General features: G+C 67.3%; 29 protein-coding genes and 1 pseudogene. 22 read left to right on the forward strand and 8 right to left on the reverse strand.

What is annotated here, in order from left to right:
- Positions 1-19 precede the first annotated feature (19 nt).
- Both NS1_RS38795 and NS1_RS02645 read left to right on the forward strand, forming a co-directional pair.
- A pseudogene (locus NS1_RS38795) lies at positions 20-926 on the forward strand (serine hydrolase domain-containing protein); the annotation flags it as partial.
- 279 nt (positions 927-1,205) lie between these two features.
- The gene (locus tag NS1_RS02645; protein ID WP_062981516.1) at positions 1,206-1,991 is read left to right on the forward strand and encodes a MerR family transcriptional regulator; all 786 of its coding nucleotides are present in this window, start codon (positions 1,206-1,208) and stop codon (positions 1,989-1,991) included.
- A 13-nt stretch (positions 1,992-2,004) separates the two neighbouring features.
- Here the strand turns inward: NS1_RS02645 and NS1_RS02650 are convergent, their stop codons facing one another.
- From NS1_RS02650 to NS1_RS02675, 7 genes are all read right to left on the reverse strand, one after another.
- Positions 2,005-2,484, reverse strand: coding sequence for a hypothetical protein (locus tag NS1_RS02650; protein ID WP_255284380.1), 480 nt, complete (start codon positions 2,482-2,484; stop codon positions 2,005-2,007).
- An 8-nt stretch (positions 2,485-2,492) separates the two neighbouring features.
- Positions 2,493-2,906 carry an NUDIX hydrolase gene (locus NS1_RS02655; protein WP_056820451.1) on the reverse strand — a complete coding sequence of 138 codons (414 nt, stop codon included), beginning with the start codon at positions 2,904-2,906 and terminating at the stop codon, positions 2,493-2,495.
- 95 nt (positions 2,907-3,001) lie between these two features.
- Complete coding sequence (locus NS1_RS02660; protein ID WP_056819847.1) at positions 3,002-3,481, reverse strand: carboxymuconolactone decarboxylase family protein; 480 nt, start codon at positions 3,479-3,481, stop codon at positions 3,002-3,004.
- A complete protein-coding gene (locus NS1_RS02665; RefSeq protein WP_062981176.1) occupies positions 3,478-4,557 on the reverse strand; it encodes an NAD(P)H-dependent amine dehydrogenase family protein in 1,080 nt (359 codons plus the stop codon). Before NS1_RS02665 ends, NS1_RS02660 begins: the two co-directional genes overlap by 4 nt.
- A gap of 49 nt (positions 4,558-4,606) precedes the next feature.
- Positions 4,607-5,404 carry a DNA glycosylase AlkZ-like family protein gene (locus NS1_RS02670; RefSeq protein ID WP_255284381.1) on the reverse strand — a complete coding sequence of 266 codons (798 nt, stop codon included), beginning with the start codon at positions 5,402-5,404 and terminating at the stop codon, positions 4,607-4,609.
- Positions 5,320-5,718 carry a DNA glycosylase AlkZ-like family protein gene (locus NS1_RS41455; protein WP_255284382.1) on the reverse strand — a complete coding sequence of 133 codons (399 nt, stop codon included), beginning with the start codon at positions 5,716-5,718 and terminating at the stop codon, positions 5,320-5,322. Before NS1_RS41455 ends, NS1_RS02670 begins: the two co-directional genes overlap by 85 nt.
- A gap of 64 nt (positions 5,719-5,782) precedes the next feature.
- A complete protein-coding gene (locus NS1_RS02675) occupies positions 5,783-6,160 on the reverse strand; it encodes a BlaI/MecI/CopY family transcriptional regulator (protein ID WP_255284383.1) in 378 nt (125 codons plus the stop codon).
- 216 nt (positions 6,161-6,376) lie between these two features.
- Between NS1_RS02675 and rox the strand changes: the two genes are divergently transcribed.
- From rox to NS1_RS02700, 5 genes are all read left to right on the forward strand, one after another.
- Complete coding sequence (gene rox, locus NS1_RS02680; RefSeq protein ID WP_062981178.1) at positions 6,377-7,813, forward strand: rifampin monooxygenase; 1,437 nt, start codon at positions 6,377-6,379, stop codon at positions 7,811-7,813.
- Between the two features lie 82 nt (positions 7,814-7,895).
- Positions 7,896-8,783, forward strand: a complete 888-nt coding sequence (locus NS1_RS02685) for an RNA polymerase sigma-70 factor (RefSeq protein WP_062981180.1) — start codon at positions 7,896-7,898, stop codon at positions 8,781-8,783.
- Between the two features lie 105 nt (positions 8,784-8,888).
- On the forward strand, positions 8,889-9,362 hold the full coding sequence (locus tag NS1_RS02690; protein WP_062981182.1) for a flavodoxin family protein: 474 nt from the start codon (positions 8,889-8,891) through the stop codon (positions 9,360-9,362).
- Between the two features lie 33 nt (positions 9,363-9,395).
- On the forward strand, positions 9,396-10,631 hold the full coding sequence (dinB, locus tag NS1_RS02695) for a DNA polymerase IV (protein ID WP_062981184.1): 1,236 nt from the start codon (positions 9,396-9,398) through the stop codon (positions 10,629-10,631).
- Positions 10,632-10,732: 101 nt separating this feature from the next.
- Positions 10,733-11,086 (forward strand): PLD nuclease N-terminal domain-containing protein, encoded by a 354-nt coding sequence (locus NS1_RS02700; protein WP_062981186.1) that lies wholly within the window; start codon positions 10,733-10,735, stop codon positions 11,084-11,086.
- 31 nt (positions 11,087-11,117) lie between these two features.
- Here NS1_RS02700 and NS1_RS02705 read toward each other — a convergent pair whose 3' ends face one another.
- The gene (locus NS1_RS02705; RefSeq protein ID WP_062981187.1) at positions 11,118-12,197 is read right to left on the reverse strand and encodes a class 1 fructose-bisphosphatase; all 1,080 of its coding nucleotides are present in this window, start codon (positions 12,195-12,197) and stop codon (positions 11,118-11,120) included.
- Between the two features lie 183 nt (positions 12,198-12,380).
- Between NS1_RS02705 and NS1_RS02710 the strand changes: the two genes are divergently transcribed.
- From NS1_RS02710 to nuoK, 15 genes are all read left to right on the forward strand, one after another.
- The gene (locus NS1_RS02710; RefSeq protein ID WP_063816046.1) at positions 12,381-12,863 is read left to right on the forward strand and encodes a MerR family transcriptional regulator; all 483 of its coding nucleotides are present in this window, start codon (positions 12,381-12,383) and stop codon (positions 12,861-12,863) included.
- Positions 12,863-13,210 (forward strand): thioredoxin, encoded by a 348-nt coding sequence (gene trxA / locus NS1_RS02715; RefSeq protein ID WP_056819820.1) that lies wholly within the window; start codon positions 12,863-12,865, stop codon positions 13,208-13,210. The genes NS1_RS02710 and trxA overlap by 1 nt, the downstream gene beginning before the upstream one ends.
- 86 nt (positions 13,211-13,296) lie before the next feature.
- Positions 13,297-14,367 carry a hypothetical protein gene (locus tag NS1_RS02720; RefSeq protein ID WP_062981190.1) on the forward strand — a complete coding sequence of 357 codons (1,071 nt, stop codon included), beginning with the start codon at positions 13,297-13,299 and terminating at the stop codon, positions 14,365-14,367.
- A 74-nt stretch (positions 14,368-14,441) separates the two neighbouring features.
- Positions 14,442-15,587, forward strand: coding sequence for a hypothetical protein (locus NS1_RS41160; RefSeq protein ID WP_063816047.1), 1,146 nt, complete (start codon positions 14,442-14,444; stop codon positions 15,585-15,587).
- Between the two features lie 103 nt (positions 15,588-15,690).
- A complete protein-coding gene (locus tag NS1_RS02730) occupies positions 15,691-16,092 on the forward strand; it encodes an Rv3143 family two-component system response regulator (protein ID WP_131816457.1) in 402 nt (133 codons plus the stop codon).
- A 371-nt stretch (positions 16,093-16,463) separates the two neighbouring features.
- Positions 16,464-16,844, forward strand: a complete 381-nt coding sequence (locus NS1_RS02735) for an NADH-quinone oxidoreductase subunit A (RefSeq protein ID WP_056819816.1) — start codon at positions 16,464-16,466, stop codon at positions 16,842-16,844.
- Between the two features lie 10 nt (positions 16,845-16,854).
- Entirely contained in the window at positions 16,855-17,409 is a 555-nt protein-coding gene (locus NS1_RS02740; protein ID WP_056819813.1) for a NuoB/complex I 20 kDa subunit family protein, read from the forward strand.
- Positions 17,406-18,158, forward strand: a complete 753-nt coding sequence (locus NS1_RS02745; protein ID WP_062981192.1) for an NADH-quinone oxidoreductase subunit C — start codon at positions 17,406-17,408, stop codon at positions 18,156-18,158. The genes NS1_RS02740 and NS1_RS02745 overlap by 4 nt, the downstream gene beginning before the upstream one ends.
- Entirely contained in the window at positions 18,158-19,471 is a 1,314-nt protein-coding gene (nuoD, locus tag NS1_RS02750) for an NADH dehydrogenase (quinone) subunit D (RefSeq protein WP_062981194.1), read from the forward strand. The genes NS1_RS02745 and nuoD overlap by 1 nt, the downstream gene beginning before the upstream one ends.
- 48 nt (positions 19,472-19,519) lie before the next feature.
- Positions 19,520-20,236, forward strand: coding sequence for an NADH-quinone oxidoreductase subunit NuoE (gene nuoE / locus NS1_RS02755; RefSeq protein ID WP_062981196.1), 717 nt, complete (start codon positions 19,520-19,522; stop codon positions 20,234-20,236).
- Positions 20,233-21,555, forward strand: coding sequence for an NADH-quinone oxidoreductase subunit NuoF (gene nuoF / locus NS1_RS02760; protein WP_062981198.1), 1,323 nt, complete (start codon positions 20,233-20,235; stop codon positions 21,553-21,555). Before nuoE ends, nuoF begins: the two co-directional genes overlap by 4 nt.
- A gap of 98 nt (positions 21,556-21,653) precedes the next feature.
- The gene (locus NS1_RS02765) at positions 21,654-24,065 is read left to right on the forward strand and encodes an NADH-quinone oxidoreductase subunit G (RefSeq protein WP_373864324.1); all 2,412 of its coding nucleotides are present in this window, start codon (positions 21,654-21,656) and stop codon (positions 24,063-24,065) included.
- Positions 24,058-25,848 (forward strand): NADH-quinone oxidoreductase subunit NuoH, encoded by a 1,791-nt coding sequence (gene nuoH, locus NS1_RS02770; protein ID WP_062981200.1) that lies wholly within the window; start codon positions 24,058-24,060, stop codon positions 25,846-25,848. The genes NS1_RS02765 and nuoH overlap by 8 nt, the downstream gene beginning before the upstream one ends.
- A complete protein-coding gene (locus tag NS1_RS02775) occupies positions 25,845-26,681 on the forward strand; it encodes an NADH-quinone oxidoreductase subunit J (RefSeq protein ID WP_062981202.1) in 837 nt (278 codons plus the stop codon). Before nuoH ends, NS1_RS02775 begins: the two co-directional genes overlap by 4 nt.
- Positions 26,678-26,977, forward strand: a complete 300-nt coding sequence (gene nuoK / locus NS1_RS02780; protein WP_056819797.1) for an NADH-quinone oxidoreductase subunit NuoK — start codon at positions 26,678-26,680, stop codon at positions 26,975-26,977. The genes NS1_RS02775 and nuoK overlap by 4 nt, the downstream gene beginning before the upstream one ends.

Genomic DNA, 26,977 nt, shown 5'->3' on the forward strand with positions numbered 1-26,977 from the left:
CAAGGTGGAGGCTCATCTCATGACTTCGAACTCGAACACCGCAGCGAACGCCACCACAACTGTTGCAGCACAGGCTTATCCGAATCTCCAGCAGACCATCGAGGAGATCGTCGACACCGGTTTCGTCGGCCTGCAACTGCGGGTCGACGACGAGCTCGGCGAGTGGGTCGGCAGCGCCGGGCGCAGCGTGCTGGGCGAGCCCGCGACCCCGCCGATCAACGGGCGCGTCCGGATCGGCAGCAACACCAAGACCTTCGTCGCGACCGTGGTCCTGCAGCTGGTGGCCGAGAACAAGATCGCCCTGGACACCCCCCACCGTCGACTACCTGCCCCGGTTCACACTGGACCCGCGCATCACGGTGAGGATGCTGTTGCAGCACACCAGCGGGATCTTCAACTTCACCGGCGAGGTCTACGAGGACGGGACGACCGCGCCGGGCGTCGTCGCCTGGGGTGGCAAAGAATGGGTGGACAACCGCTTCCAGACCCACGAGGCCGAAGAACTGGTGCGGCTGGCCCTGGCCCAGCCTGCCCGATTCGAACCGGGCACCGACTGGAGCTACGCCAACACCAACTACGTGCTGGCCAAGCTGCTCATCGAGGCGGTCACCGGCCACCCACTCGCCGAGGAGATGCAGCGACTGATCCTGGGTCCGCTCGGACTGTCGGACACCGTGGTGCCGGAGACGTCCACCGAGATCGGCGGACCGCACGCCCACGCCTACTACCGCTACGACGACGCCGGTGTGGAGAAGACCGTCGATGTCAGCGTGCAGAACCCCTCCTGGATCTCCAGCGGCGGCGACATGATCTCCACCAGCAAGGATCTGCATGCCTTCATATCCGCCCTGCTGAGCGGCAAGCTGCTGCCCGCCCCGCTGCTGGCCGAGATGCTCACGCCCGAAACCAAGGTCTGCTACGGCCTGGGGGTGTTCGTGCAGAAGACCGCGACCGGCACCCTCATCACCCACAACGGCGGCCACGGGTGGTCACGCGGCACTGATGTACAGCACGCCCGACGGCGCCAAAACCATGACCGCGGCGCTGAACTATGTCGACGACGCCGACCTGTCGCTGTCCACGGTGTTCCAGGCTGCCACGCAACGGCTGGTCGACGAGGTGTTCGGCGCCGAGGACTTGACCTCGCCCTCGCATCAAGGTCAACTTTCTCAGTAGGACTACCCCGAGCAGGGCGGACTGAGCAGATGAACAACGGCGTCACGATCGGCCAGGCCGCGGTATTCGCCGGCGTCACGATCAAGACGGTGCGGCACTACGAGAAGAACGGTCTGCTCGAAGAACCAGCGCGCGACAGCTCCGGCTACCGCCGGTACGGCTCGGCCGCGCTGCTGCGCCTGGTGCAGGTCAGAACCCTGGCCGGCGCCGGAGTACCGCTGGCCGAGATCGGAGCCCTGCTCGACGCCGACGCGGCATCGTTCGCCACCGAGCTGGCCGACGTCGAGCGGCGCCTCACCGAACGGATCGAGGAGTTGATCGTCCGCCGCGACACCCTGCACCGCCTCGCCGACGGCGACCGAACGCTGCTGCCCGACCGCGCGGTGGCGCTGCTCGCCCGCCTGCCTGAACTCGGCATCAGCCAGGCAGACATCGCCGCCGCCCGCGAGGGCTGGGTGCTGGCCAGAGCTCTCGTTCCGGAAGGCTTCGACGACTACCTGGCCAATATCGAGAACGCCATCGAAGACCCCGAGTTCCTCGCCGTGTATCGGCGCGCTTCCGAGGCGATGGGCTGGGAGCCCGACGACCCCAGGATCGAGGACCTCGCCACCGAGGTGGCCGAGCACTATCTCGCCAACCCCGATCACCTCGAGATCGTGACCGGGCTACAAGCCGGCACCGAGGCCGCGACACGCTACAAATTGATCCGGCACCACGGTGAAGAGCCGGAATCGACCGCGGCTCGGATGTCCACGCTCGTCGAAACGAAACTGCGTGCCGCGGGTGTACGGATTCCCGGACAGAACTCTCGGTGAGGCGCTGCCACCCTCAGATCTGATGCACCCACGCCACGAAGAACAGCCCGCCCGCCGCCGCGAGTACCACCACGAGCGGAATCGCCCACCACGAGCGGTCACCGCCCAGAACAGTCCGGATCACCCGCAGCTGCAACCGGCCGAACAGGGCGATCGAGCCGACGAACACCGGCGCGATCAGCACGCCCAGCGCCGCGTGCACCGCCCACGCCCCCGCCAGGGTGGGCCCGCCCCAGGAGTTCTCGTACCCATCGGCGGCGACCAGCGGATAAGCCAGACCGCGCACCAGAACCAGCGCGCTGAGCATCGCGAGGAACCAGCCGAGTAGCCCGAGTCCCCCCGACAGCACCGAGTGGATCAGGCAGCGTCCCAGCGAAACATGGTGGGCGCCGACCGGTTCGCGCAGGAGCAGGCGCGGCACCCGCAGCCGGGTCCGTACCCGCGTGAATGCCAGTGGCAGTGCCAGCAGTTCATAGAACGCCGACCGTGCCACCGCGCCGATCACCGCAGCGACCCGGCCGCTGCTAGGTCGTCGAACAGCAACTGGTCGACCGGGGGGACCAGATCGCGGTCGCCGAACCCGAACCAGGCCAGCGCCTCGATTTCACTGCTGGCCGTGAGCACCCCGCGGTAGTCGGCGGTGTAGCACGCCATCCGGACCACAGTGTCGTGCCCGTCGGCGACCGCGGCCTCGTAGGTGCCGACGTGAACGGCGCTGTCCGGCGTGAGTTCGACGGTCAGTTCCTCGGCGACCTCACGGACCAGGGTCTGCAGGTCGGTCTCGGCGCCTTCGCGTTTGCCGCCGGGAATGAAGAACACGTCCTTGCCGCGTGGACGGGCGCATAGGATGCGACCGTTCTCGATCAGCACCCAGGCCACCGTATCGATGAGCTGCTGTCGCGCAGGTTCCACCACGGCCCGCAGCTTAACCGGGATCGGTGCGACAGTGTTGCTCAGCGTCTGGCACACAGCCGGTGGGAACGGGGTTCGATGTCTGGCGCAGGCGGCGGTCAGTGCCCGGGCAGCACGCACACGGTGTCCAGCCCGAGGACGCGATTGAGGCGTCCGAACGCCAGCCAGGAACCGATGCTCATGCTCAGCTCCACCACTTCGGCCTGGGAGTACTCGGCGAACATCCTGACCCAGAATTCATCGTCGAGGCCGTGATGGTCGGTGGCGTAGCGCTCGGCGTATTCGGCGGCCAGCCGGGTGCGTTCGTCGAACTGATCGGTGTCACGCCAGTGCGTGACCGCCTCGGGGAATTCCGCCTCGACCTTCTGGCCGTCGCGTTCGGTGCGCCAGTCCTGACAGAACAGACACCCGTTGATCTGGGCGATCCGCAGCCGGGCCGCTTCGAACTCACGCAGGCCGAGAGTGGAGTGCTCATAGACCGACAGCGAGAACGCCGCCGCGGCGACGCCGATGCCGGGCACCATCTCGCCCCACACGTAACCGATGGGATCTTTGCCCTCTGGAATGTCGATGATCATCGTGGTGTCCTTCCGAGTTTGCCGACCGCGGCACGCAGCGGCACATCGAGTGCGTCATAGAGACCGGGCGGCGCCTCGTCCAACCAGTCGATGGCATTGACCAAACGTCCTACCGCCGTGGCGTTTCCGCCCGCCGCGCGATTGCCGCCCTCGTCGGTCGCTTCCACGCTGACCTCGATGCGCGGCGAGCCCTCGATGATCACCCGGTGGGCGCCGTCACCGTCGGGTGGTGTCGGCCAGTCCGGTGCGCAGCTGGGATGAATGCGGGTGACGTGCTCGATCACGATGCGCGCCTGACCGTCGATGATGCCCTGCACCTCGAACCGCACCGCGCCCTGTGTGCCTGCGTCGAAGGCTCCCATCCGGGTGGTCTGCACCGTCTCGTCGAGGGCGCGCCGGTCGACGGTTTCGCGGATCTCGTCGAGTTCGACACCCAATGCCCTGGCCATCAGCCGAATCTGGCCGCCCCACACCATCGTCGGTACGCTCGCCATGAGCATCGGCGGTTGGTAGTCCATCGGCTGTCCCATGCCGACGAGATAGCGCACCGAGTCGGGTTGGTCGTAGGTGGAGTAGTCGAAGATCTCCTGGCAACGCACCACATCGATGGTGGCGGCGAGCCCGCTGATCAACAGTGGCAGCACATCGTTGCCCCAGCCGGGATCCACGCCGGAGACGAACAGTGAACCACCGCCCGCGGCAATGGCTTCCAGCACCGGTTCGCGCATTTCGGCCGGTGCGTTGCGCGGGTCGTAGAGGGCGTAGAGCGCGGGGGTGACGACGACAGCCCCGACGCGGATGGCTCGCACGATGTCGGCGAGCGCCTCATCGGGCCGGATCTCTCCGGAAGCCGCGTACACCACCGCCCGCGGACCGGTCGCGAGGAGCGCGTCGATGTCGTCACTGGCGGCCACCCCCAATTCGGTGTCGAGGCCCGCGAGCGTGCCCGCGTCTCGGCCGACCTTGTCGGGGTTGTGCACGAGCACCCCGGTGAGAACGAGCGCCGGATGGGCAGCCACGGCACGGATGGCCGCGCGGCCGACATTTCCCGTGCCCCAGACGATCGTGGGGATCATCGAGCCACCGTAGCAAGCGCTTGGTTCGGCGTCCGGAGTATCCGAAATCTCAGCCCACGCGCAGGCCGAGCCCGCGTGCGCCGGTCGCCTCGGCGAACCGCTTCACCGCCGCGGACAGCGTGCGCTTCGGGATTTTGCGACCGTCGAACAGCGACACCACGACTTCGTCGTCGACCTGTTCCCAGGTGCCCGCGATCCGGCCGTCCAGCAGCACCAGCGGGGAGATCCAGCCCGCCGTCCTGCTCACCTTCGACCGGTGCTCGGCAGGCAGGAGCACGGTGTCGCCGGTACCGGGCCCCAACACGTACTGGTCGAACGGGCCGAGCAGATGGACGCCGCCGTCGAGGGTCGCCGCGGCGAGATCGTCGGCGAACTCGCTCGGAATCCAACCAGTCCGACCCTCGACGTCGACTTCGGTCAGTACCTCGCCCATGGCCGCGAACCAGCCACGCACCACGGTCTTGCGCACGCTGTTGCGGCTGAGCCACGCGTCGAACGCCTCCGGCGTCGCGGGACCGTACGCGCCGAGATAGGCGCTGATCAGCGTCGGTGCGGCACTTTCGGGTTCGGGTAAGCCCTTCCATTCGGGAGTCAGGGCGGCCGGTGCGGTGAAGGTGACCTTGCTGCCGCGGGCGGGACCGTGGCATAGCGCGCCCTGCCAGGCCAATGGCTTGAGCACCGCACCCCACCCGGACCGCAACTGCTCGCCGAGATGGGCGAAGCCGGGTTCGGCGAGCACCGCCTCGACCAGTTCGTCACGGGTCAGGACCTGATCGGCCAGGACACCGGACACCACCTCCACCAGGGCGGCAACCTGCTCAGGGTCGCACCGAAAGTCTTCTGCCACGACGGTTTCTCCCACGTGCGGGCCGAGCCGATCAGCGACAGCGCCGCCGCTGCCTGTTCGGGCACCATCGCGTGCAGCGTGCCGCGCATCGCCCAGGTCTTCATGAGCGTGCCCGCGCCCGATGCCGCGCCGACACCGAGTGCGCGGGCGTCCGAACTTCGTACTGCGACAGCCGTTTCCGCCGCCGACGCCACCTGCGCCTGCACCCCGGCCAACCTGGCCGCGACATCCTCCGCGGAGCCCCCGGTCGGTGCCGCGACGAACTGACGACCCAGCCGCCAGGCCAACACCTGATCCCATCCGACACTCAGCATGCGTCCCCGTCCCCGTGACCGATCCCGTTGGACCTGCCCATCAGATCACTCCGACACGGTCGGGCTAGCTCGCCTCGCTGCGGCGGGTGGCGACGCGGCGCAAGGCCGCGCGCAATCCCGCGAACTCGTCCTCGCTGATCCGATCGACGAAGAAGTTGAGAACCAGGTCGGACCGCCCGCCGACACCGAGCGCTTCGTGCATCAGCCGGGCGCTGTATTCCTCGCGGGTCACCGTCGGCCAGTACCGGTACGCGCGCCCCTCACGCTCCCTGGCCAGCCAGCCTTTGCGGTGCAGATTGTCCATGGTCGACATCACGGTGGTGTAGGCGATGTCGCGCTCGGTCGCGAGTTCGTCGAACAGTTCGCGCACCGTGGTCGTGTCCACATCGCGATCCCACAGCCGATCCATCAGCACTGCCTCGAGATCCCCGAAACCACGCACCGCCGACCGACTCCTTCACCTTGCCCGAACCGGCTTCACAGTACCGGCACGCCATCGGTGAGAGTTGCGAGCATGGCAATGGCAAGGAGGGAAAACCACTCCTTGCCACCTCTAATCTATAGCGCACCCCGGGGCTTGCGGCAAGGCCCCGGTCGTGCTGCACAATCTCTCGGCGAGCCCGCAACCTGCGGAAATCTGGTCGAAGGGGAGTATTCGATGATCGACGTGATCGTGGCAGGCGGTGGACCGACCGGCATGATGCTGGCCGCCGAGTTGAGGCTGCACGGGGTGCGTGTGGTGCTGCTGGAAAAGGATGCCGAGCCGACGAAGATCGTTCGTTCGCTCGGTCTGCACGCGCGCAGTATCGAAATCATGGACCAGCGCGGCCTGCTCGACCGGTTTCTCGCGCTCGGGCGCAAGCATCCCGTCGGCGGCTTCTTCGCCGGCATCCCCAAACCCGCACCCGAACGACTCGACACCGCTCACCCGTTCGTGCTCGGCATCCCACAACCTCTCACCGACCAGCTGCTCAGCGAGCACGCCACCGAGCTCGGGGTCGAGATACGGCGTGGAACCGAAGTGGTCGGCCTCGGTCAGCACGACGACGCGGTCACGGTCGAACTGGCCGACGGCACACAGCTGCGGGCGCGCTACCTCGTCGGTTGCGACGGCGGTCGCAGCACCGTGCGCAGGCTGCTCGGCGTCGCGTTTCCCGGTGAGCCGAGCCGGGTCGAGACACTGCTCGGCGAAATGGAACTGACCGCGTCACCGGAAACGATCACCGAGGTGATGGCCGAAGTCCGCAAGACCCAGTTGCGTTTCGGCGCGATGCCGCTGGGCGGCGGGGTCTACCGCGTGGTCGTCCCCGCGGACGGCGTCGCCGAGGACCGTACGGCCGCACCCACCTTCGACGAATTCACACAGCAGCTCATTGCCACCGCCGGTACCGACTTCGGGGTGCATTCACCACGGTGGCTGTCGCGGTTCGGCGACGGCACCCGTCAGGCCGAGCACTACCGCGTCGGCCGCGTGCTGCTGGCAGGCGACGCGGCCCACATCCACCCGCCCGCCGGTGGACAGGGCCTCAACCTCGGCGTCCAGGACGCGTTCAACCTCGGCTGGAAACTGGCCGCGCAGATCAACGGATGGGCGCCACCGGGCCTGCTCGACACCTACGAGACCGAACGTCACCCGGTGGCCGCCGACGTGCTCGACAACACCCGCGCCCAGATGGAGCTGATGTCGCTGGACCCGGGTCCGCAGGCGGTGCGCAGGCTGGTGTCGCAACTGATGGACTTCGACGATGTGAGTCGCTATCTCACCGAGAAGATCATCGCCATCGGCATCCGCTACGACTTCGGCGAGGGCGATCCCCTGCTCGGTCGGCGACTGCGCGACATCGCCTTGAAACGCGGTCGCCTCTACGCACAGATGCACACGGCCCGCGGGCTGCTGCTCGACCAGACCGGGCGCCTGTCGGTGCGGGGATGGGCAGACCGCGTCGACCACATCATCGATGTCAGCGAAGAACTCGACGCCCCCGCGGTACTGCTTCGCCCGGACGGGCATGTGGCGTGGATCGGGGACGACCAACAGGACCTGCTCGCCCACCTGCCGGTCTGGTTCGGCGGGGCGAACCGGGGAAGTTCCTGACCACCGGCGCGCGTCGACATGGGTTGCGCCGACTCGCTGTCGCCCGGAATCATCGGCGTATGAGGTTGGTAGGGGTGGCCCGATGACCGAGCTCGACACGTTCACCACCTTCCGGCCCCTGCTGTTCACGATCGCCTACGAAATCCTGGGCTGCGCCGCCGATGCCGAAGATGTGTTGCAGGACAGCTACCTTCGCTGGCGCGAAGCGACGGAGGTGACGCATCCGCGCGCGTACCTGGTCCAGATCGTCACTCGTCAGGCGATCAACCATCTCCGCTCGGTCCGGCGGCGCCGCGAGGACTACGTCGGCACCTGGCTGCCCGAACCGATCCGCACGACGCCCGATGCCGGCCACGACGTGTTGCTGGCGGAGTCGGTGTCGATGGCGATGTTGCTCGTGCTGGAAACCCTCGGTCCCACCGAGCGGGCGGTGTTCGTCCTGTCGGAGGTGTTCGGGCACAGCCACCGCGAGATCGCGGACATGATCGACAAATCCGACACCGCCGTGCGGCAGATCGCCCACCGGGCCCGCGCGCACGTCGCGGCTCGGCGCCGACGCTTCCGACCCGACTCCGACACCACCCGGGCAGTGATCGGCCGTTTCCTGCTCGCCGCCCACACCGGCGATTTCGGCGCCCTCCTGGCAGTGCTCGCGCCCGACGTCGTCGAGATCTCCGATGGCGGCGGCCGCGTCTCCGCCGCACGTCGCCCGATCATCGGCGCCGAGTCCGTCGCGCGGTTCATGATCGGGCTGGCACAGAACTCGATGGCGGGCGCGACTGTCGAATTCGGCAGTTTCAACGCCCAGCCCGCGGTGCTCGTCCGGTCGGCGAACGGCGACCTGGACACGGTGCTGGTGGTCGAGATGATCGACGACCTCATCACCGGCCTCTACGCGGTCCGCAATCCCGACAAACTGCAGACGGTCGATGTCATCCGGTCCCTCGACATCTCCGCCGACCTGCCCTGATCGCGTGCTGTGACCGAGGGCACTACGCTGCCGTGTCACGCTGGGACCCCGAGCGGTGTCTCCGAGAGTGTCCAGCAAGTGCAGCGAAACGAAAGGACCATCCCCATGAAGGTCATCCTCGTGTGCAAGTCGGTGTCGCACGGCAACACCCAGCGCGTCGCCGAGGCCATGAACCAGGTGCTCGGCGGCCGGGTCCTCGCCCCCGTCGACGTCGACCCGGCCGAGCTCGCCGACTGCGACCTCGTCGGCTTCGGTTCGGGTATCTACAACATGGCTTTCCACCCGGAACTACGCCGATTCATCGACGCGCTCCCGACCGGGCACCAGGGCAAGGCGTTCGTCTTCCGCACCAGCGGATTCCCGGAAACACCGATTCGCCGCTATGTCACCACCTTGACCCGCGACATCGAGCGCAAGGGCTTCGACGTGATCGACGCCTTCGACTGCCGCGGCTTCGACACCGTGCTACCGCTGCGCTTGGTCGGCGGCATCCACAAAGGCCACCCCGACGCCGCCGACCTCACCGCCGCCCGCGCGTTCGCCGAAAATTTGCGCGCCAGGACCACCGCCGCGCCCTGACCCGACGAACTCGTCATACCCCGATGCGAACATATGTTCGTGTCCGATTCCGCCGCCCCCCGTCGCCCGCGTATCCAGTCCCGCGCCGAAGCGTCGATCCTGCACGCCGACCTCGACTCGTTCTACGCCTCGGTCGAACAGCGTGATCAGGCGTGGCTGCGCGGCAAACCGGTCATCGTGGGCGGCGGAGTGGTGCTGGCGGCCAGTTATGAGGCCAAGGCGTTCGGTATCCGCACTCCCATGAACGCGGGGCAGGCGCTGCGGTTGTGTCCGCACGCGATCGTCGTGCCGCCACGGATGTCGGCCTACGCCGAGGCGAGCAAGGCGGTTTTCGCGGTATTCCACGACACCACTCCCGCGGTGGAGGGGATCTCGATCGACGAGGCGTTCCTCGACGTCAGTGGGCTACGCCGGATCAGCGGCGAGCCCATCGAGATCGGCCACCGATTGCGCGCGCAGGTCGCCGCGCAGGTCGGCCTGCCCATCTCCGTGGGCATCGCACGCAACAAGTTCCTCGCCAAAGTCGCCTCCGCCGTCGCCAAACCCGACGGATTACGCCTCGTCGAACCCGGCAAAGAACTCGACTTCCTGCACCCACTGCCGGTGGAGCGATTATGGGGCGTCGGCAAAGTCACGTCGGCGACCCTGCACGCCAACGGCATCACCCGCATCGGCCAGCTCGCCGAACTCGGCGAACCGCATCTGCGCGCGATCCTCGGTCCCGCCGCGGCCCGTCACCTGTTCGCCCTGTCCTGGGCGCGCGATCCACGCCACGTGGAAACCGGCAAACGACGCCGCTCGATCGGCGCACAACGCGCACTCGGTCGCCGCCCCCGCGAGCCCGAAGAGATCGCCGCCTACCTCGACGGCCTCACCGACCGACTCGGCCGCCGCCTACGCGCCGCCGACCGCGTATGCCGAACGGTGGTACTTCGCTTACGTTTCGACGACTTCACCAGGGCCACCCGCTCCCACACACTCGTCGAAGCCACCGACTCCTCCACCGCGATCCGCCATGCCGCTCGCCTGCTCCTGCACACTGCCCAACCGCTGATCGCCGAACGCGGCATCACCCTGATCGGTCTCTCGCTGACCAACCTCGACGACGCCGACACCATGCAACTCACCCTGCCACTCGAGGCGCGCGCCGAGAACACCCTCGACGCCACCCTCGACGACTTGCGTCGCCGCTTCGGCTCCACTGCCGTCACCCGCGCCGCACTTCTGCGCAGCGGCGAAGGCATTTCGGTCCCGATGTTGCCCGACTGACCCCGAATTCGCGCTCGAGCCCAAGGTGCGGCATCCTGACTGCCCGGGGGCTTCGGCGACAGCTGTCCTCCGACCATCGATTTCCGAAGAGGATAACCGCGATGCATTACGCCGTCATCGGCTTCTTGACCCTTGCCCTGTGGGTGTACTGCCTGGTCGACATCATCACCAGCCCCGACGCGGGCATCCGGCACCTTCCGAAGATGGGCTGGATCATCGTCGTCGTTCTCGTTCCCACGATCGGCGCGCTGCTGTGGTTGTTCGCGGGCAGGCCGCTCGGGGAGTCGCGTCCCGCGTCGAACACCTCTTTCGGCGAATACGACCGTCCAGGCCGCCGGGTGGCGTCGAATCCCGACGACGACGAGGCCTTCCTGCGCGGCCTGCGCGAGCGTGCCGAACAGCAGCGTCGCGAAGCCCGCAGGCAACAGGAAGAACGCGACCAGGACCCGGCCTGATCACCCGAAAGCCGCTGGGCCGGTCGCGGATCTAGGTGCGCTGGTCGTGCCTGGCCGCCCGGAACAGCGACCTCGTCCCGAACAGCGAACTGTCGAACCGCTTGCCCGCGTCCGGTTCCCGGTGATAGCGCTCGATGCGCAGCACCTCGTTGCGGGAACCGAAGATGAACGGCACCCGCTGATGTACCTCGGCCGGGGGAACCTCCATCATCCGCTCGTGCCCGGTGGTCGCCGCCCCACCCGCCTGCTCGACGATGAACGCGATCGGATTCGCCCCGTACAGCAGCGAAACACGCCCCGGCAGCGCGGGATTGCGGGTATCGCGCGGGTATAGATACAGCCCGCCCCTGGTCAGGATGTGGAAGGTGTCGGCCACCAGCGACGCCACCCACCGCATATTGAAATCGCGTCCGCGCGGGCCCTCCACCCCCTCCAGACACTCGAGTACGTACCTGCGCACCGGCCGCTCCCAGAACCGCTCATTGGCGGCATTGATCGCGAATCCCGAAGTGTCCTGCGGGATTCGCATCTGCGGGTGGGTCAACACGAACGCCCCGATCTCCCGATCGAGGGTGAACCCGTCGACCCCGCTGCCGGTGGTGAGTACCAGCATGGTCGCGGGCCCGTACAGCGTGAACCCCGCGCACACCTGCTCCACACCCGGTTGCAGGAAGTCGGTCTCGGTGGGTTCGGCGTCGCCGGCGACCACCTCGTCCGGCGCCCGCAGAATGCTGAAAATCGAACCGACCGGCAGATTCACGTCGATGTTGCTCGACCCGTCCAACGCGTCATAGGCCAGCAGGTACTTTCCCCGCCGCTGTGCAGCGGGCAACACCGTCGCGTGCTGTTCGGACAACAGCCCCGATAAATGCCCGGACCACTGCGTCTGCCCCACCATGATCTCGTCGGTCAGCACATCGAGCCGCCCACTCACCGATGACTCGTCGTCGACCCCCGACCCGATGATCGCCCCACGCGTCACCTGATTGGCAATGATCTTCGCCGCCGTAGCCACCACATTGACCAGCGCGGAGAATTCCCCCGACGAGCCGGGGTGCCGATGTTCTTCCTCGATCGTGTAGCGAGTAAGCGTTTTCAGCCCATTCGGCATTCGGCAACAACCCCCTGCGAAATCCGGTGTGTCCCTTGCCCTTTCCAGAATGGCTCACAACCCGCCCACAATCAATGTGAACCCTCCCGACACCACCCGCGATCCCATCCCGCACAGGTCGCTGTACCTCGATCAGTCTTCATGCTTGACCTTGCCCCTGGGGGCAGCGTTTACATTCGCTGCATGAGGATCGGAGAGCTTGCGCGGCTGGCTCAGCTCAGCCCCAAGGCGATCAGGCGGTACGAGGCTTTGGGGCTGGTCGCGCCGGAACGCCACCCCAACGGCTTCCGTGAATACGACGACCACACCGTCCGACTGGTGCAGGAAATCCGATCCCTGAATCGCCTGGGAATCCCGGTGGAGGAAACACGCCCCTTCCTGGACTGCCTGGCCACCGGCAGCGAACACGTAGACGACTGCCCCGCCTCACTGGCCGAATACCAGCGCACCATCGACGCACTGAACACCGAAATCGAAGCACTCACCGCCCGCAGAGACGCCCTCACCGATCGACTCCGCGACGCCGCCCACCGCCACACCACCACTCGAATGCTCCCGTGGCCGGAGGCGGTCTTTGCGCGGCAGCCTCCATCGGGCCGCGAAGGGACGATCGACGGCCACGTCGAGCAACCACACGACCACCCCACCGAACCGAAGGAATCATGATGACTCAGAGTTCTGCGATCGCCGACACCGTCGCGGTCACCGATGAAACATTCGACCGCGACGTTCTCGCCCACCCCGGCCTCGTGCTCGTGGATGTCTGGGCCACGTGGTGCCCGTCGTGCAAGATGATCGCGCCGGTGCTGGCCGAGGTCGCCCGCGAACGCGCGGACACCCTCACCGTTCGCACTCTCAACGCCGACGAGAACCCGCTCACCGCGCGCAACTACCAAGTCATGGCGGCGCCGACGCTACTGCTCTTCCGTGACGGCCAACTGCTGCGGACCCTCGTCGGGGCACGATCCAAGGCTCGGCTCCTCACCGAGTTGGACGACGCAGTGAGCCGCTGATCCAGGTAGACGACTGTCGGCGCCGTCGGTACGGTCGTCGCCAGGCGCGGTCGCTGCCTGGGGACGGTCGAATGAAGGGGTGGGACATGGCAACTGCGGTGAAGCTGGCGGGGGATGCGCTCGAATTGCCGGGCGGCGTCCGGGTGACGTTCGTGCGGACCTTGCGACTGCCGGAGACCGGCACCTATCCGTTGCCGCCCGGCCTCGGCACCTTCCCGCTGCGACGGGTCGCCGACTACCCCGACACGGTGCCCGAGGAATGGCGCGAACGCGGTGGGGTGATGCTGCCGGTCTACCAGCGCGAAGCCATGTGGTTGCGCTTCTCCGCCCCTGCGCCGACCGCGCTGAAGGTCGCCGTCGGCAAAGTCTGCGCGGTCTCGGGTAAGCCGTGGAGCGACACGCTCTCGAAGGATCCGCAGAACTATCTCGCGTTGCCCGAACAGCCGTGGCTGGACGGAATCAATTCGGGACAGGGAACCGTCCGCCAGTTCGTCGCGGTTCCGATGGGTCTCGGCGCGACCGTCGAAGGCCAGGTCACCGGCGTCGAACAGTGGGGTGGCGTGCAATTGTCGGTGCACGGGCTGGCCGACGCCGCGCGAGAAGTGTGGGAGCAGCAGGAGCGCGCACGGCAGCAGCGTTTGCGAGCCGCACCGGCCCCGGTCGCCCAACCGCCGTGGGCGTCGTCAGCTGCGTACGGCGCAGCGCCCTATGGTGGGCCGATGCCCGTCAGCGCACCCGGTGCTCCTCCGTCGCCGGGTGCGGCACCAGCAGGCCTGCCTGTGGCCAGGAAGATGGGCCTGGGCGCCGGTGGCACGATGCGCCAGGAGATCTACGCCGATGCCCGCCCCGTCGACGACTACCACCCCGACGCCGACGGCAGGGTTTTCGTCCATCTCGCCTCTGCCGCCGAATGGCAGCGGATCACCGGCGAACCCGCGCCCCCGACCCCGATCACCGCCCAGGCGTATGCCGCGAACGGCCTGCCGTGGTTCGACTACTACGCCGCCGACGCCGACGACCTACCACCCTCGACCGAGCTCGCCGACGTGAAACCGACCGGCAACTGGCTCGCCGACGAACATCCCAATCCGCCCATCGGATACGCCCTTCCGGTGATTCCACTGGGCGACAACGCCGTCGAAGACGGCAACTGGTAGCGCCGCACCCCGACCCCGCGCCTCACGCGAAACCCCCTCGATCATTGTCGGTGGCGTGTGCCACGATCTCGCCCATGACCGAACCCGCACACCTGCTCGCCGAGCATCGCCTGGAGCTGGCGCTCGATTACGGCCAGTTCACCCTGCACGGCGGGGATGGTGAGGAAGACGTCGAGCTCGCGTTGCTGGACACCGCGCTGGCGGACAGACCGTCGGCTGGAGACGGGCACACCGTCGTGGTGCTCAGCCCACACCAGAACAACTTCGACATGCCGATCCACGTCCAGGTGTGGGATCAGCGACCGGCCGACGAGGGCGACTGGCAACAGGTCAGCGAAGCCCGACTACACATCGGCGAGCACGGACTGAACATCAGTTCACCCATCGACGGCTGGGCCGACGCACCCGTGCCGCGCGGCGACTACATCGCCGAGATCGCCGGAACGGGTTTCGTCAACTACGGCTGGCCCGGCGACACCACCCCTGGCGACCGCTGGCGAATCCGGCTGTGGCCCGACGACGGCACTGCGCTTCGGCCGGCCCAACAGTGGGACATGCCCGGCTTCGGAATCCCCGCGAACAGCCAACCACCACCGCCGGAGCCTGCCCCGAATCTGCCCGAGCCCGAATCGAACTGGCAGAAGGAACTCCGCACCGAGGCCGAAGCCAGAGACCGGGCAGCATGGGGTGGCGACCCGATTGCAGCTTTTGCCGATACCTATAACGGACGCGAACTCGCGGGGTACGACCGTGCCATGGCGGAGTCGATCGCGGCCATGAACGCCACCCAACTGCGCCGACTGGCGCAGTACTGCGCCCAGAGCGCCTACGACATGGCAGGTCTCAGCGATCGTCCCTGGGTGCGCCCAGCGCTGGACGCCCTCCGATCCGGCGCACCTCTACCCGAACCCTTCCACGACAACGGCGCAGCGTTCGCCCGGCTCGACCAAGACCAGTACGGACCCGACGAGGCAGGCTTCGAGAGCGGCGTCGTGTGGGAGATTTCCGCGGACCCCGCTCCGAAGCCGAACCCGTACGACCACGGTGCGATCAGTCGCCCGCACTTCGCGCTCAACACGGTCTTTCACGCGCGACATGCCGATCCGCTTCAAGGCGCGCTCTCCGCGCTCAACGAAGCCGCGATCACCTACGGCGCACACGTCGAGAGCTTGTTCACCGGCATCCGTCGCGAGTTCGAGCTACCCCCGCGACGGTCGTGAGCGCAGACCCGGCTAGGCGCTGATCGCCGCCTATACCACTGCGCGACTGGTCGATCCGACGAACCTGCCACGGTGGCGCCACCCCCGGACGTACGATCCGAGCGTGGCCGAATCCAATGGTTCCACCCCTCTGCGTGTGCTGGTCTACAGCAACGATGCCGATACCCGCCAACAGGTGATCCTGGCGCTGGGTCGCAGGCCGCGCGCCGATCTACCCGAGCTCGACTTCTTCGAGGTCGCCACCGCGCCGGTGGTCATCGAGCAGATGGATGCCGGTGGGATCGATCTGGCCATCCTCGACGGTGAATCCGCCCCGACCGGCGGCCTCGGCATCGCCAAGCAACTCAAGGACGAGATCGACCAGTGCCCGCCGGTGGTCGTGCTCACCGGTCGCCCCGATGACGCCTGGCTGGCCAACTGGTCGCGTGCCGAGGCCGCCGTCTCGCACCCGATCGACGCCATGCAGCTCACCAACGCGGTCGCGGCGGTCCTGCTCGCCCGCTGACCGGGAGCATGGGACATCGTCCCGCACCGTCGGATAGTCCGCTTCGCACCTTTCTGCCTATCGCTACTGGTAACGCCAGCGGTTCGCTGCCGCATGCCCGCAGACTATTACCCCCGTATCGCTCATGAATCGCGGTACCGATATCGATCAAACCCCGCCCCGGAAACGTGCGGCGGAGCCCCGAAACGGCGGTACTCTGTGCTCTAGCTCACACGAGCACGGGCACTTGTATAACGCTCCGCCATCGCTGCACAGCCTTGCGCGAGCCCCCGTTCGGCGGACAACGTTGTCGGCCCCGTCTCGCCGAAAGCTGCCGTCCGCGGCCGGGCCACACGGCTCGGCCTGCTCCAGCGAGGAGGGGAAGTGCAGTCGTGAACATCGAGGTGCCCGCACTCGTACTCGGCGCCATCGCCGCGGCGTTCGCGGTGTTCTCCGTCATCATGGCGTCGCTGATCGGCCCGAAACGCTACAACCGGGCCAAACTCGAACCCTATGAATGCGGCATCGAGCCGACCCCGCACGCCATCGCCGGTGGCCCGGGAAATGCAGCAGGACAGCGCTTTCCGGTGAAGTACTACCTGACGGCGATGCTGTTCATCATCTTCGACATCGAGATCGTGTTCCTCTACCCGTGGGCAGTGCATTTCGACACGCTCGGGCTGTTCGGTCTCGCCGCGATGGCGCTGTTCATCGTCAATGTGTCAGTCGCCTACGCCTACGAGTGGCGTCGCGGCGGCCTCAGCTGGGAATGAGTGGGAAAAAATGGGTCTCGAAGAGAAACTGCCCAGCGGGTTCCTGCTGAGCACGGTCGAAGATTTCGCCGGCTACCTGCGTAAGGGCTCGGTCTGGCCCGCGACGTTCGGGTTGGCGTGCTGCGCGATCGAGATGATGGCCACCGGTGCCGGACGATTCGATATCGCCCGCTTCGGCATGGAAGCATTCCGCGCCTCCCCACGCCAGGCCGACCTGATGATCGTGGCGGGCCGGGTGAGCCAGAAGATGGCGCCGGTGCTGCGCCAGGTCTACGACCAGATGACCGAACCGAAATGGGTGCTGGCCATGGGGGTCTGCGCGTCCTCAGGCGGCATGTTCAACAACTACGCCATCGTGCAGGGTGTCGACCACATCGTCCCGGTCGACATCTACCTGCCCGGCTGCCCGCCGCGCCCGGAGATGCTGCTCAACGCGATCCTGGCGTTGCACGCGAAAATCGCCGAGATGCCGATGGGCGTCAACCGCGAGGAAGCGATCCGCGCGGCCGAAGCGGCCGCGCTGGCCAGCACGCCGACCATCCGGATGGAGGGGCTGCTGCGATGACCTTCGATTCCCCCGACAGCACCGACAACCCTGCGGGACAAGAGGTTCCGGAAGAATCACCCGCACAGCCGCAGCCGAAACCGGCCGAAGACGAGGTGATCGGCACCCGCCGCGGCATGTTCGGCGTCACCGGCACCGGTGATACCTCCGGCTACGGCGGTCTGGTCACTCCGGTCGCGTTGCCCGCGGGCACCCCGCCCCCGTACGGCGGTTGGTTCGACGCTTTCGTCGGCACGTTGCGCGCCGCACTCGTGGGACGAGTCATCGCCTTCGACACCGTGATCGAGAAGATCGTGGTGTTCCGCGACGAACTCACCCTGCACGTGAAGCGCGAACATCTCGTCGCCGTCGCGAGCACGCTGCGCGACGACAGCACCCTGCGATTCGAGCTGTGCCTCGGCGTCAACGGCGTGCACTATCCCGACGACGAAGGCCGCGAACTGCACGCGGTCTATCACTTGAAGTCGATCACCCACGGTCGGCGCGTACGCGTGGAAGTGTCCGCGCCCGATGCCGATCCGCACATTCCGTCGCTGTTCTCGGTCTATCCGACGACCGACTGGCACGAACGCGAAACCTACGACTTCTTCGGCATCCTCTTCGACGGGCACCCCTCCCTGACCCGCATCACCATGCCCGACGACTGGCGCGGCCATCCGCAGCGCAAGGACTACCCGCTCGGCGGGATCCCGGTGGAGTACAAGGGCGCGCGCATACCGCCGCCCGACGAGCGGAGGACCTACAGCTGATGACCGACACCGACTTCCGCCGCGACGAACCACCGGTAGTGACCGTCGCAGGCCAAGACTGGGACCAGGTCAGCGAAGTGATCGACGGCGGCGCCGAAGAACGCATCGTGGTGAACATGGGCCCACAGCATCCGTCCACGCACGGGGTGTTGCGCCTGATCCTCGAGATCGAAGGCGAAACCGTCACCGAGGCCCGCTGCGGCATCGGCTACCTGCACACCGGTATCGAGAAGAACCTGGAATTCCGCAACTGGACCCAGGGCGTCACCTTCGTGACCCGGATGGACTACCTGTCCCCGTTCTTCAACGAAACCGCCTACTGCCTCGGCGTGGAGAAACTTCTCGACATCACCGAGCAGATCCCCGAACGCGCCACCGTGGTGCGAGTGCTACTGATGGAGCTCAACCGCATCTCCTCGCACCTGGTTGCGCTGGCGACCGGCGGCATGGAACTGGGCGCGCTCACCCCGATGCTGTTCGGCTTCCGGGAACGCGAGCTCATCCTCGACGTCTTCGAAACCATCACCGGCCTGCGGATGAACCACGCCTACATCCGCCCCGGCGGACTGGCCCAGGATCTGCCCGACGACGGCGTCACCAAGGTCCGCGAACTCCTGGACCTGCTGCCCGGTCGGCTCCGCGATATGGAGCACCTGCTCAGCGCCAACCCGATCTGGAAGAAGCGCACCCAGGACATCGGCTACCTCGACCTCACCGGCTGCATGGCCCTCGGCATCACCGGCCCCGTCCTGCGCGCGACCGGCCTGCCGCACGACCTGCGCAAATCGGATCCGTACTGCGGCTACGAGAACTACGAATTCGACATCCCGACTACCACCGGCTGCGACTGCTACGGCCGCTACATCATCCGGGTCGCCGAGATGACAGAGTCGATCAAGATCGTCGAACAGTGCCTGGACAAGCTGCGGCCCGGCCCGGTGATGATCGACGACAAGAAGATCGCCTGGCCCGCCGACCTGGAACTGGGCCCCGACGGCCTCGGCAACTCGCCCAAGCACATCGGCAAGATCATGGGCACCTCCATGGAATCGCTGATCCACCACTTCAAGCTCGTCACCGAAGGCATCAGAGTGCCTGCGGGACAGGTATATACGGCGGTCGAGTCCCCGCGCGGGGAACTGGGTGTGCACATGGTCAGCGACGGCAGCACCCAGCCCTACCGGGTGCACTACCGCGACCCCTCGTTCACCAACCTGCAAGCGGTGGCAGCGATGTGCGAGGGCGGCATGGTCGCCGATGTCATCGCCTCCGTCGCCAGCATCGACCCCGTCATGGGCGGAGTGGACCGATGAAGCCGCACTGTCCTCATGCCCTGACCTCTCACTGGGCGGAGTAGACCGATGAGCACTGAAAACCCCACCAGCACACCGATTCTCCTGAGCCTCAGCACCCGTCCCGAACCGTATTCGCCGCATGTGCGCGAACGTCTCGAACTGGACGCGAAGGAGATCATCACCCGCTATCCGCACCCCCGCTCCGCACTCCTTCCCCTGCTGCACCTGGTGCAAGCCGAGGAAGGCTACGTGACCGGCACCGGCATCGACTTCTGCGCCGATCACTTGAACCTCACCGGCGCCGAAGTGACCGCGGTCGCCACGTTCTATTCGATGTACCGGCGCACCCCCACCGGCGACTACCACGTCGGCGTGTGCACGAACACCCTCTGCGCGATCCTCGGCGGCGACGCCATCTACGAAGCACTGCAACAGCATCTGGATATCAAGCACGGCGAGACGACCTCCGACGGCGCCATCACCCTCGAACACATCGAATGCAACGCCGCCTGCGACTACGCCCCGGTCATGATGGTGAACTGGGAATTCTTCGACAACCAGACCCCCGAATCGGCACTCGCGATCACCGACGCACTGCGCGCGGGCCACCAGGTCCGCCCGACCCGCGGCGCACCACTGTGCACATTCCGCGAGACCGCTCGCATTCTCGCCGGATTCCCCGACGAACGCCCCGGCGCCCTCGAAGGCACACCGGGCGCACCCACCCTGGTGGGGCTCGAAGCTGCTGCGGCAGAAGAGGACTCGGCAGGGGGACCGCGATGACGACGCTCACCCCCGTCCTCAGTGAACACTGGGCCACCCCGCGGTCATGGACCCTGGAAAGCTACCGCGCCACCGGCGGCTACGACGGACTCCGCGCCGCCCTGCGGATAACGCCCGACGAGGTGATCCAAACCGTCAAAGACTCGGGTCTGCGCGGTCGCGGCGGAGCAGGCTTTCCCACTGGGATGAAGTGGTCGTTCATCCCACAGGGCCCCGGCCCCGACGGCACGACGAAACCGCACTACCTCGTCGTCAACGCCGACGAATCCGAACCCGGCACCTGCAAAGACATTCCGTTGATGCTGGCCACCCCGCACACCCTGATCGAAGGCATCGTGATCGCCGCGTATGCCATCAGGGCCGCGACCGCGTTCATCTATGTGCGCGGAGAAGTGGTGCCGGTGCTGCGCCGACTCCAAGCCGCCGTCGCGGAGGCCTACGCGGCGGGCCTGCTCGGCCACGACATCCTCGGCTCGGGCTTCGATCTCGACCTGATCGTGCACGCCGGTGCGGGCGCCTACATCTGCGGCGAGGAAACCGCCCTGCTCGATTCCCTCGAGGGCAGGCGCGGACAGCCCCGACTGCGTCCACCGTTCCCCGCCGTCGCGGGCCTGTACGCGTGCCCGACGGTGGTCAACAATGTGGAATCCATTGCCAGCGTGCCCTCGATCCTGCGCAACGGCACCGAATGGTTCCGTTCGATGGGCAGCGAGAAGTCACCCGGTTTCACCCTGTACTCACTGTCGGGACATGTCGCCCGCCCCGGCCAGTACGAGGCCCCGCTCGGAATCACCTTGCGTGAGCTGCTCGACTACGCGGGCGGCGTGCGAGCCGGGCACACCCTCAAGTTCTGGACACCCGGCGGTTCGTCGACACCGATGTTCACCGACGAACACCTCGACGTGGCTCTCGACTACGAAGGCGTCGCCGCAGCCGGCTCCATGTTGGGCACCAAAGCCCTCCAGATCTTCGACGACACCACCTGCGTGGTACGCGCTGTCCTTCGCTGGACCGAGTTCTACGCCCACGAATCGTGCGGCAAGTGCACACCGTGCCGTGAAGGCACCTACTGGCTCGTGCAGTTGCTGCGCCGGCTCGAAGCGGGCCGAGGCACCGAAGCCGACCTGGACAAGCTCGCCGACATCGCCGACAACATCAACGGCAAATCGTTCTGCGCGCTCGGTGACGGCGCGGCCAGCCCGATCTTCTCCTCGCTGAAGTACTTCCGTGAGGAATATCTCGCGCATCAGCGACTCGGCGGCTGTCCGTTCGACCCGGCCGCATCGACCGTGTGGGCACCAGCGAAAGAGGACAAATGAATCCCGCATCGCGTAGCGATTCCGTGAGGGGCGGCGGTCGGGCGGCGGGTGGGCCAGCCATCGCGCCAGGCAACAGCAGCGGTGTGGTGCCCACCGACATGGTGAGTGTCACCATCGACGACACCACCATCGAGGTGCCCGTCGGCACCCTGCTGATCCGTGCCGCCGAACTGATCGGCGTGCAGATCCCCCGCTTCTGCGACCACCCCCTGCTCGACCCCGTCGGCGCGTGCAGGCAGTGCCTCGTCGAAGTCGAAGGGCAGCGAAAGCCGGTCGCCTCCTGCACGATCCCCGTCACCGACGGCATGATCGTGCGCACCCAGATCAGCTCGCCGGTCGCCGAAAAGGCCCAGCGCGGGGTGATGGAGCTGCTGCTCATCAATCATCCGCTGGACTGCCCGGTCTGCGACAAGGGCGGCGAGTGTCCGCTGCAGAACCAGGCGATGTCCACCGGCAGCGCCGAATCCCGCTTCGACGGAGAGAAGCGGACCTACCCGAAGCCGATCCCGCTGTCCACTGCGGTGCTGCTGGACCGGGAGCGGTGCGTGCTGTGCGCACGCTGCACCCGGTTCTCCCAGCAGGTCGCCGGTGACCCGTTCATCGAACTGATGGATCGTGGTGCGCTGCAACAGGTCGGCACCGCCCAGGCCGAGCCACTGGACTCCTACTTCTCCGGCAACACCGTGCAGATCTGCCCCGTGGGCGCGCTCACCGGCACCTCCTACCGTTTCCGGGCCCGCCCGTTCGATCTGGTCTCCACACCCAGCGTCTGCGAGCACTGCGCCTCCGGATGCGCGCAACGCACCGACCATCGCCGGGGAAAAGTGTTGCGCCGCTTGGCCGGTGACGATCCGCAGGTCAACGAGGAGTGGAACTGCGACAAGGGCCGCTGGGCCTTCGCCTACGCCACCGAACGTGACCGCCTCACCACACCGATGGTGCGCGGCTGGGACGGCGTCCTCGCCCCTGCCTCCTGGCCCGAAGCTCTCACCGCCGCCACCGCGGGCTTGAAGGCCGCGATCGGCAATGCCGGAGTACTCGTCGGCGGCCGAGTCACCGAGGAAGAGGCCTACGCGTACAGCAAGTTCGCGCGCATGGTCCTCGCTACCAACGACATCGACTTCCGCAGCCGGGTGCACTCGGACGAGGAAGAACGATTCCTCGCCGCCCGCATCGCCGGACGCGGTGTCCAGGTCGACTTCGCGGCGCTGGACCGGGCTCCTGTCGTCCTGCTGGTCGGGTTCGAACCGGAAGAAGAATCGCCGATCGTCTATCTGCGGCTGCGCAAGGCCGCACGCACGCGCGGGCAGCGGGTGGTCTCGCTGGCGCCGTTCGCCTCCCGCGGCCTCGAACGCATGTCGGGCGCGCTCATCCAGACCCCGCCCTGCGGCGAAGCCGATGTCATCACCTCGATCATGGCCGAGACATCGGCCGATGCCACCGAACTCATGACGCTGCTGAACACCACCGGCGCGGTCATCATGGCGGGCGAACGGCTCGCGGGCAGCCCCGGCGCGCTGTCGGCGGTAACCCGGCTGGCCGATGCCACCGGCGCCGCGCTGGCCTGGGTGCCGCGCCGCGCGGGCGAACGCGGCGCGCTGGAAGCGGGCGCACTGCCCGCGCTGTTGCCCGGCGGCAGGCCCGTGGTGGATCCCGCCGCGCGCCAACAGGTTCGACACCGGTGGCAGTCCGGAGAACTCCCGGTCACGGTGGGCCGCGACGCCACCGCGATCCTGTCGAGCGCCGCCCAATTGGGTGCGCTGGTGATCGGCGGTGTCGACCCGGCCGATATGCCCGACCCGGCGGCCGCGCTGGCCGCCATCGACGCGGCCCGGTTCGTCGTCAGCCTCGAAATGCGGCACAGTGCCGTCACCGAACGGGCCGACGTCGTCTTCCCGGTCGCGACCGCGATGGAGAAGTCCGGCACTTTCCGCACCTGGGAAGGACGTCCGCGCCCCTTCACCGCGGCCTCGCTCGACACGACCCGCCGCGTCGCCGCCCCCCTGTCGGACCTGCGGGTATTGCATTCACTGGCCGCGCAGATGGGCGTCTCGATCAACCTGCCCGACCCCGCCGCCGCGCGCACAGAACTCGACGCGCTCGGTCCGTGGACGGGCGAACCCATCCCAGCGCCGGAACTCACCAGCCAGACCCGCCCCGCCCCTGGCCCCGGCACAGCAGTGCTCGCCGGGTGGCGGATGCTGCTCGACGCCGGTCGACTGCAAGACGGTGAACCCAACCTCGCCGGCATCGCCCGCCCGCCGGTCGCTCGGCTCTCGGCCGCGACCGCCGCCGAGATCGAAGCCGACGATGCCGATCACGTCATCGTCTCCACCGACCGCGGTGAGATCTCGGTGCCGCTGATGATCACGGACCTGCCCGACCGGGTGGTGTGGCTGCCGCTGCATTCGCCTGGCTCGACGGTCGCCGCCGAACTCGGTGTGACGCCCGGCGCCGTGGTGCGCGTGCGTCGCGCCGACGACAGGATGAAGGAACACCGTCATGAGTGATCGCGTGCTATTCCTCGCGGCCGAAGCCGGACCCGTCTTCGGCACCGACCCGCTGTGGCTGGTGGTGGTCAAGGCGCTCGGCGTGTTCGTCTACCTGATGCTGGTGCCGTTGATCGCGGTCTACGCCGAACGCAAAGTCGTCGCGTGGATGCAGATGCGCGTCGGGCCCAACCGGATCGGCCCCGGCGGCATGCTCCAGTCGGTCGCCGACGGCGTGAAGATGGCGCTCAAGGAAGACATCATCCCGGCGATCGTGGACAAGCCGATCTTCGTGCTCGCCCCGATCATCTCGGTGATCCCGGCGTTCATGGCGTTCGCGGTGATTCCGATGGGCCCGGAGGTGTCGATCTTCGGGACGCAGACCGCGTTGCAGCTCACCGATATGCCGGTCGCCGTGCTCTACATCCTCGCCATCACCTCCATCGGCGTGTACGGCATCGTGCTGGCCGGTTGGTCGTCGGGTTCGACGTACCCGCTGCTCGGCGGCCTGCGCTCGACCGCGCAGGTGATCTCCTACGAGATCGCGATGGCGCTGACCTTCGCCACGGTGTTCCTGCTGTCGGGCACCATGGCGACCTCCGAGATCGTCGGCGCACAGGAAGGAACCTGGTATGTCTTCCTGCTGCTGCCCTCGTTCCTCATCTACTGCGTGTCGATGGTCGGCGAAACCAACCGGGCGCCGTTCGACCTGCCCGAAGCCGAAGGTGAACTGGTCGGCGGCTTCCACACCGAGTACTCGTCGCTGAAGTTCGCGATGTTCATGCTCGCCGAATACGTGAACATGGCCACGGTGTCGGCGCTGGCGACCACCCTGTTCCTCGGCGGCTGGCGGGCACCGTTCCCGATCAGCCTGTGGGAGGGCGCCAACTCCGGGTGGTGGCCGCTGCTGTGGTTCACCATCAAGGTGTGGACGTTCCTGTTCGTGTTCGTCTGGCTGCGCGGCACCCTGCCCCGCCTGCGCTACGACCAGTTCATGAACCTCGGCTGGAAACTGCTCATCCCCACCTCCCTGGTGTGGGTGATGATCGTGGCCGGAGCGCGGGTGCTCGACCTCGAAGGCCTGCCCGGACAGAACCTGATCCTGGTCGGCGTGGGTGTGGTGATCACCGCGGCGATGATCGCGATGTTCCTGCGCGCCGGGCGCAGCAAGGGGCTGCCGCCGTTGCCGCCGCAGGAGCCATCGACCTCGTCGGTGTTCCTCGGTTTCCCGGTCCCGCCGATGCCGGCCCGGCCCGCCAACGACCAACCCCAGATCAGCCTGTTCGAACCGCTCGCCGGTTTCGCGGTCACCGCGGCCACCATGTTCAAAAAGCCCAATACCGAGTCCTACCCCGAGGAGAAGGTGCCGACCGCACCGCGCTATCACGGTCGCCACCAGCTCAACCGCTACGAGGACGGACTCGAGAAGTGCATCGGCTGCGAGCTGTGCGCGTGGGCGTGCCCGGCCGACGCGATCTTCGTCGAAGGCGCCGACAACACCGAGGAGGAACGCTTCTCCCCGGGTGAACGGTACGGGCGCGTCTACCAGATCAACTACCTGCGCTGCATCGGTTGCGGCCTGTGCATCGAGGCCTGCCCGACGCGCGCGCTGACGATGACCAACGAATACGAACTCACCGACGACAACCGCGCCGATCTCATCTACGAGAAGGACCAGCTGATGGCGCCCATGCAGCCGGGGATGACCCCCGCGCCGCACCCGATGGCACCGGGCACCGACGCGGCCGACTACTACCTGGGCCGGGTCGGTCCGGCACCGTCGGAGCAGGAGGTACTGCGATGAGCACCGCACACATGCTGGCCGCCGAAGTCGCCGACACCTCCACCGGTGAGGGCGTGCTGTTCTGGGTACTCGCCCCGATCGCGGTGCTCGGCGCGCTGGGCATGGTGACCGCGGCCAAGGCCGTGCATTCGGCGATGTGCTTGGCCGCCACCATGATCGCGCTCGCGGTGTTCTATATCGCCCAGGGCGCGCTGTTCCTCGGCGTGGTGCAGATCGTGGTGTACACGGGCGCTGTGATGATGCTGTTCCTGTTCGTGCTGATGCTCGTCGGCGTCGACTCCGCGGAATCGCTGCGGGAGACGTTGCGCGGGCAGCGCATCGCCGCCGCGATCGTCGGGGTCGGATTCGGGCTGCTGTTCATCGGCGGCATCGGGGCGGCCCTGCGCGACAGTGGAACGAGCTTCCCCGGCCGCGGTTTCGGAGACCGCGACGTGATCGCCGAACTCGCCGAGCTGATCTTCCTGCGCTACGTGTGGGCCTTCGAACTCACCGGCGCACTGCTGATCACGGCCACGATAGGTGCGATGGTGCTGGCCCACCGCGAACAGTTCACCCCCAAACGCGGGCAGCGCGAGATGTCGCGCGACCGCTTCCGCACCGCGGGCGAACGCGCCACTCCGCTGCCGACGCCGGGCGTCTACGCGCGACACAACGCCGTCGACAGCCCCGCTCAACTCCCCGACGGCTCCTTCGCCGAACTCTCGGTGAGCACGATCCTGCGTCACCGCCGCACCCGCGCCCACACCGAAGCCGCCGTGGCCTCGGTCGGCACGCTGCACGCGGACAAGATCAGCGACGACAACCCGACGGCCGACGAGGAAGGCAAGCGGTGAACCCCCAGAACTACCTGTTCCTGTCTGCGCTGCTGTTCACCATCGGCGCCGCCGGAGTGTTGTTGCGCCGCAACGCGATCGTGGTGTTCATGTGCGTGGAGCTGATGCTCAACGCGGTGAATCTGGCGTTCGTGACCTTCGCCCGGTTGCACGACAACCTCGACGGGCAGGTGATCGCGTTCTTCACCATGGTGGTCGCCGCCGCCGAAGTCGTTGTCGGCCTTGCCATCATCATGACGATCTTCCGTGCCCGCCGGTCGACCTCGGTCGACGACGCCAACCTGTTGAAGTTCTGA

The organism is Nocardia salmonicida NBRC 13393, from assembly GCF_001613085.1.
GTDB classification, from domain to species: Bacteria; Actinomycetota; Actinomycetes; order Mycobacteriales; family Mycobacteriaceae; genus Nocardia; species Nocardia salmonicida.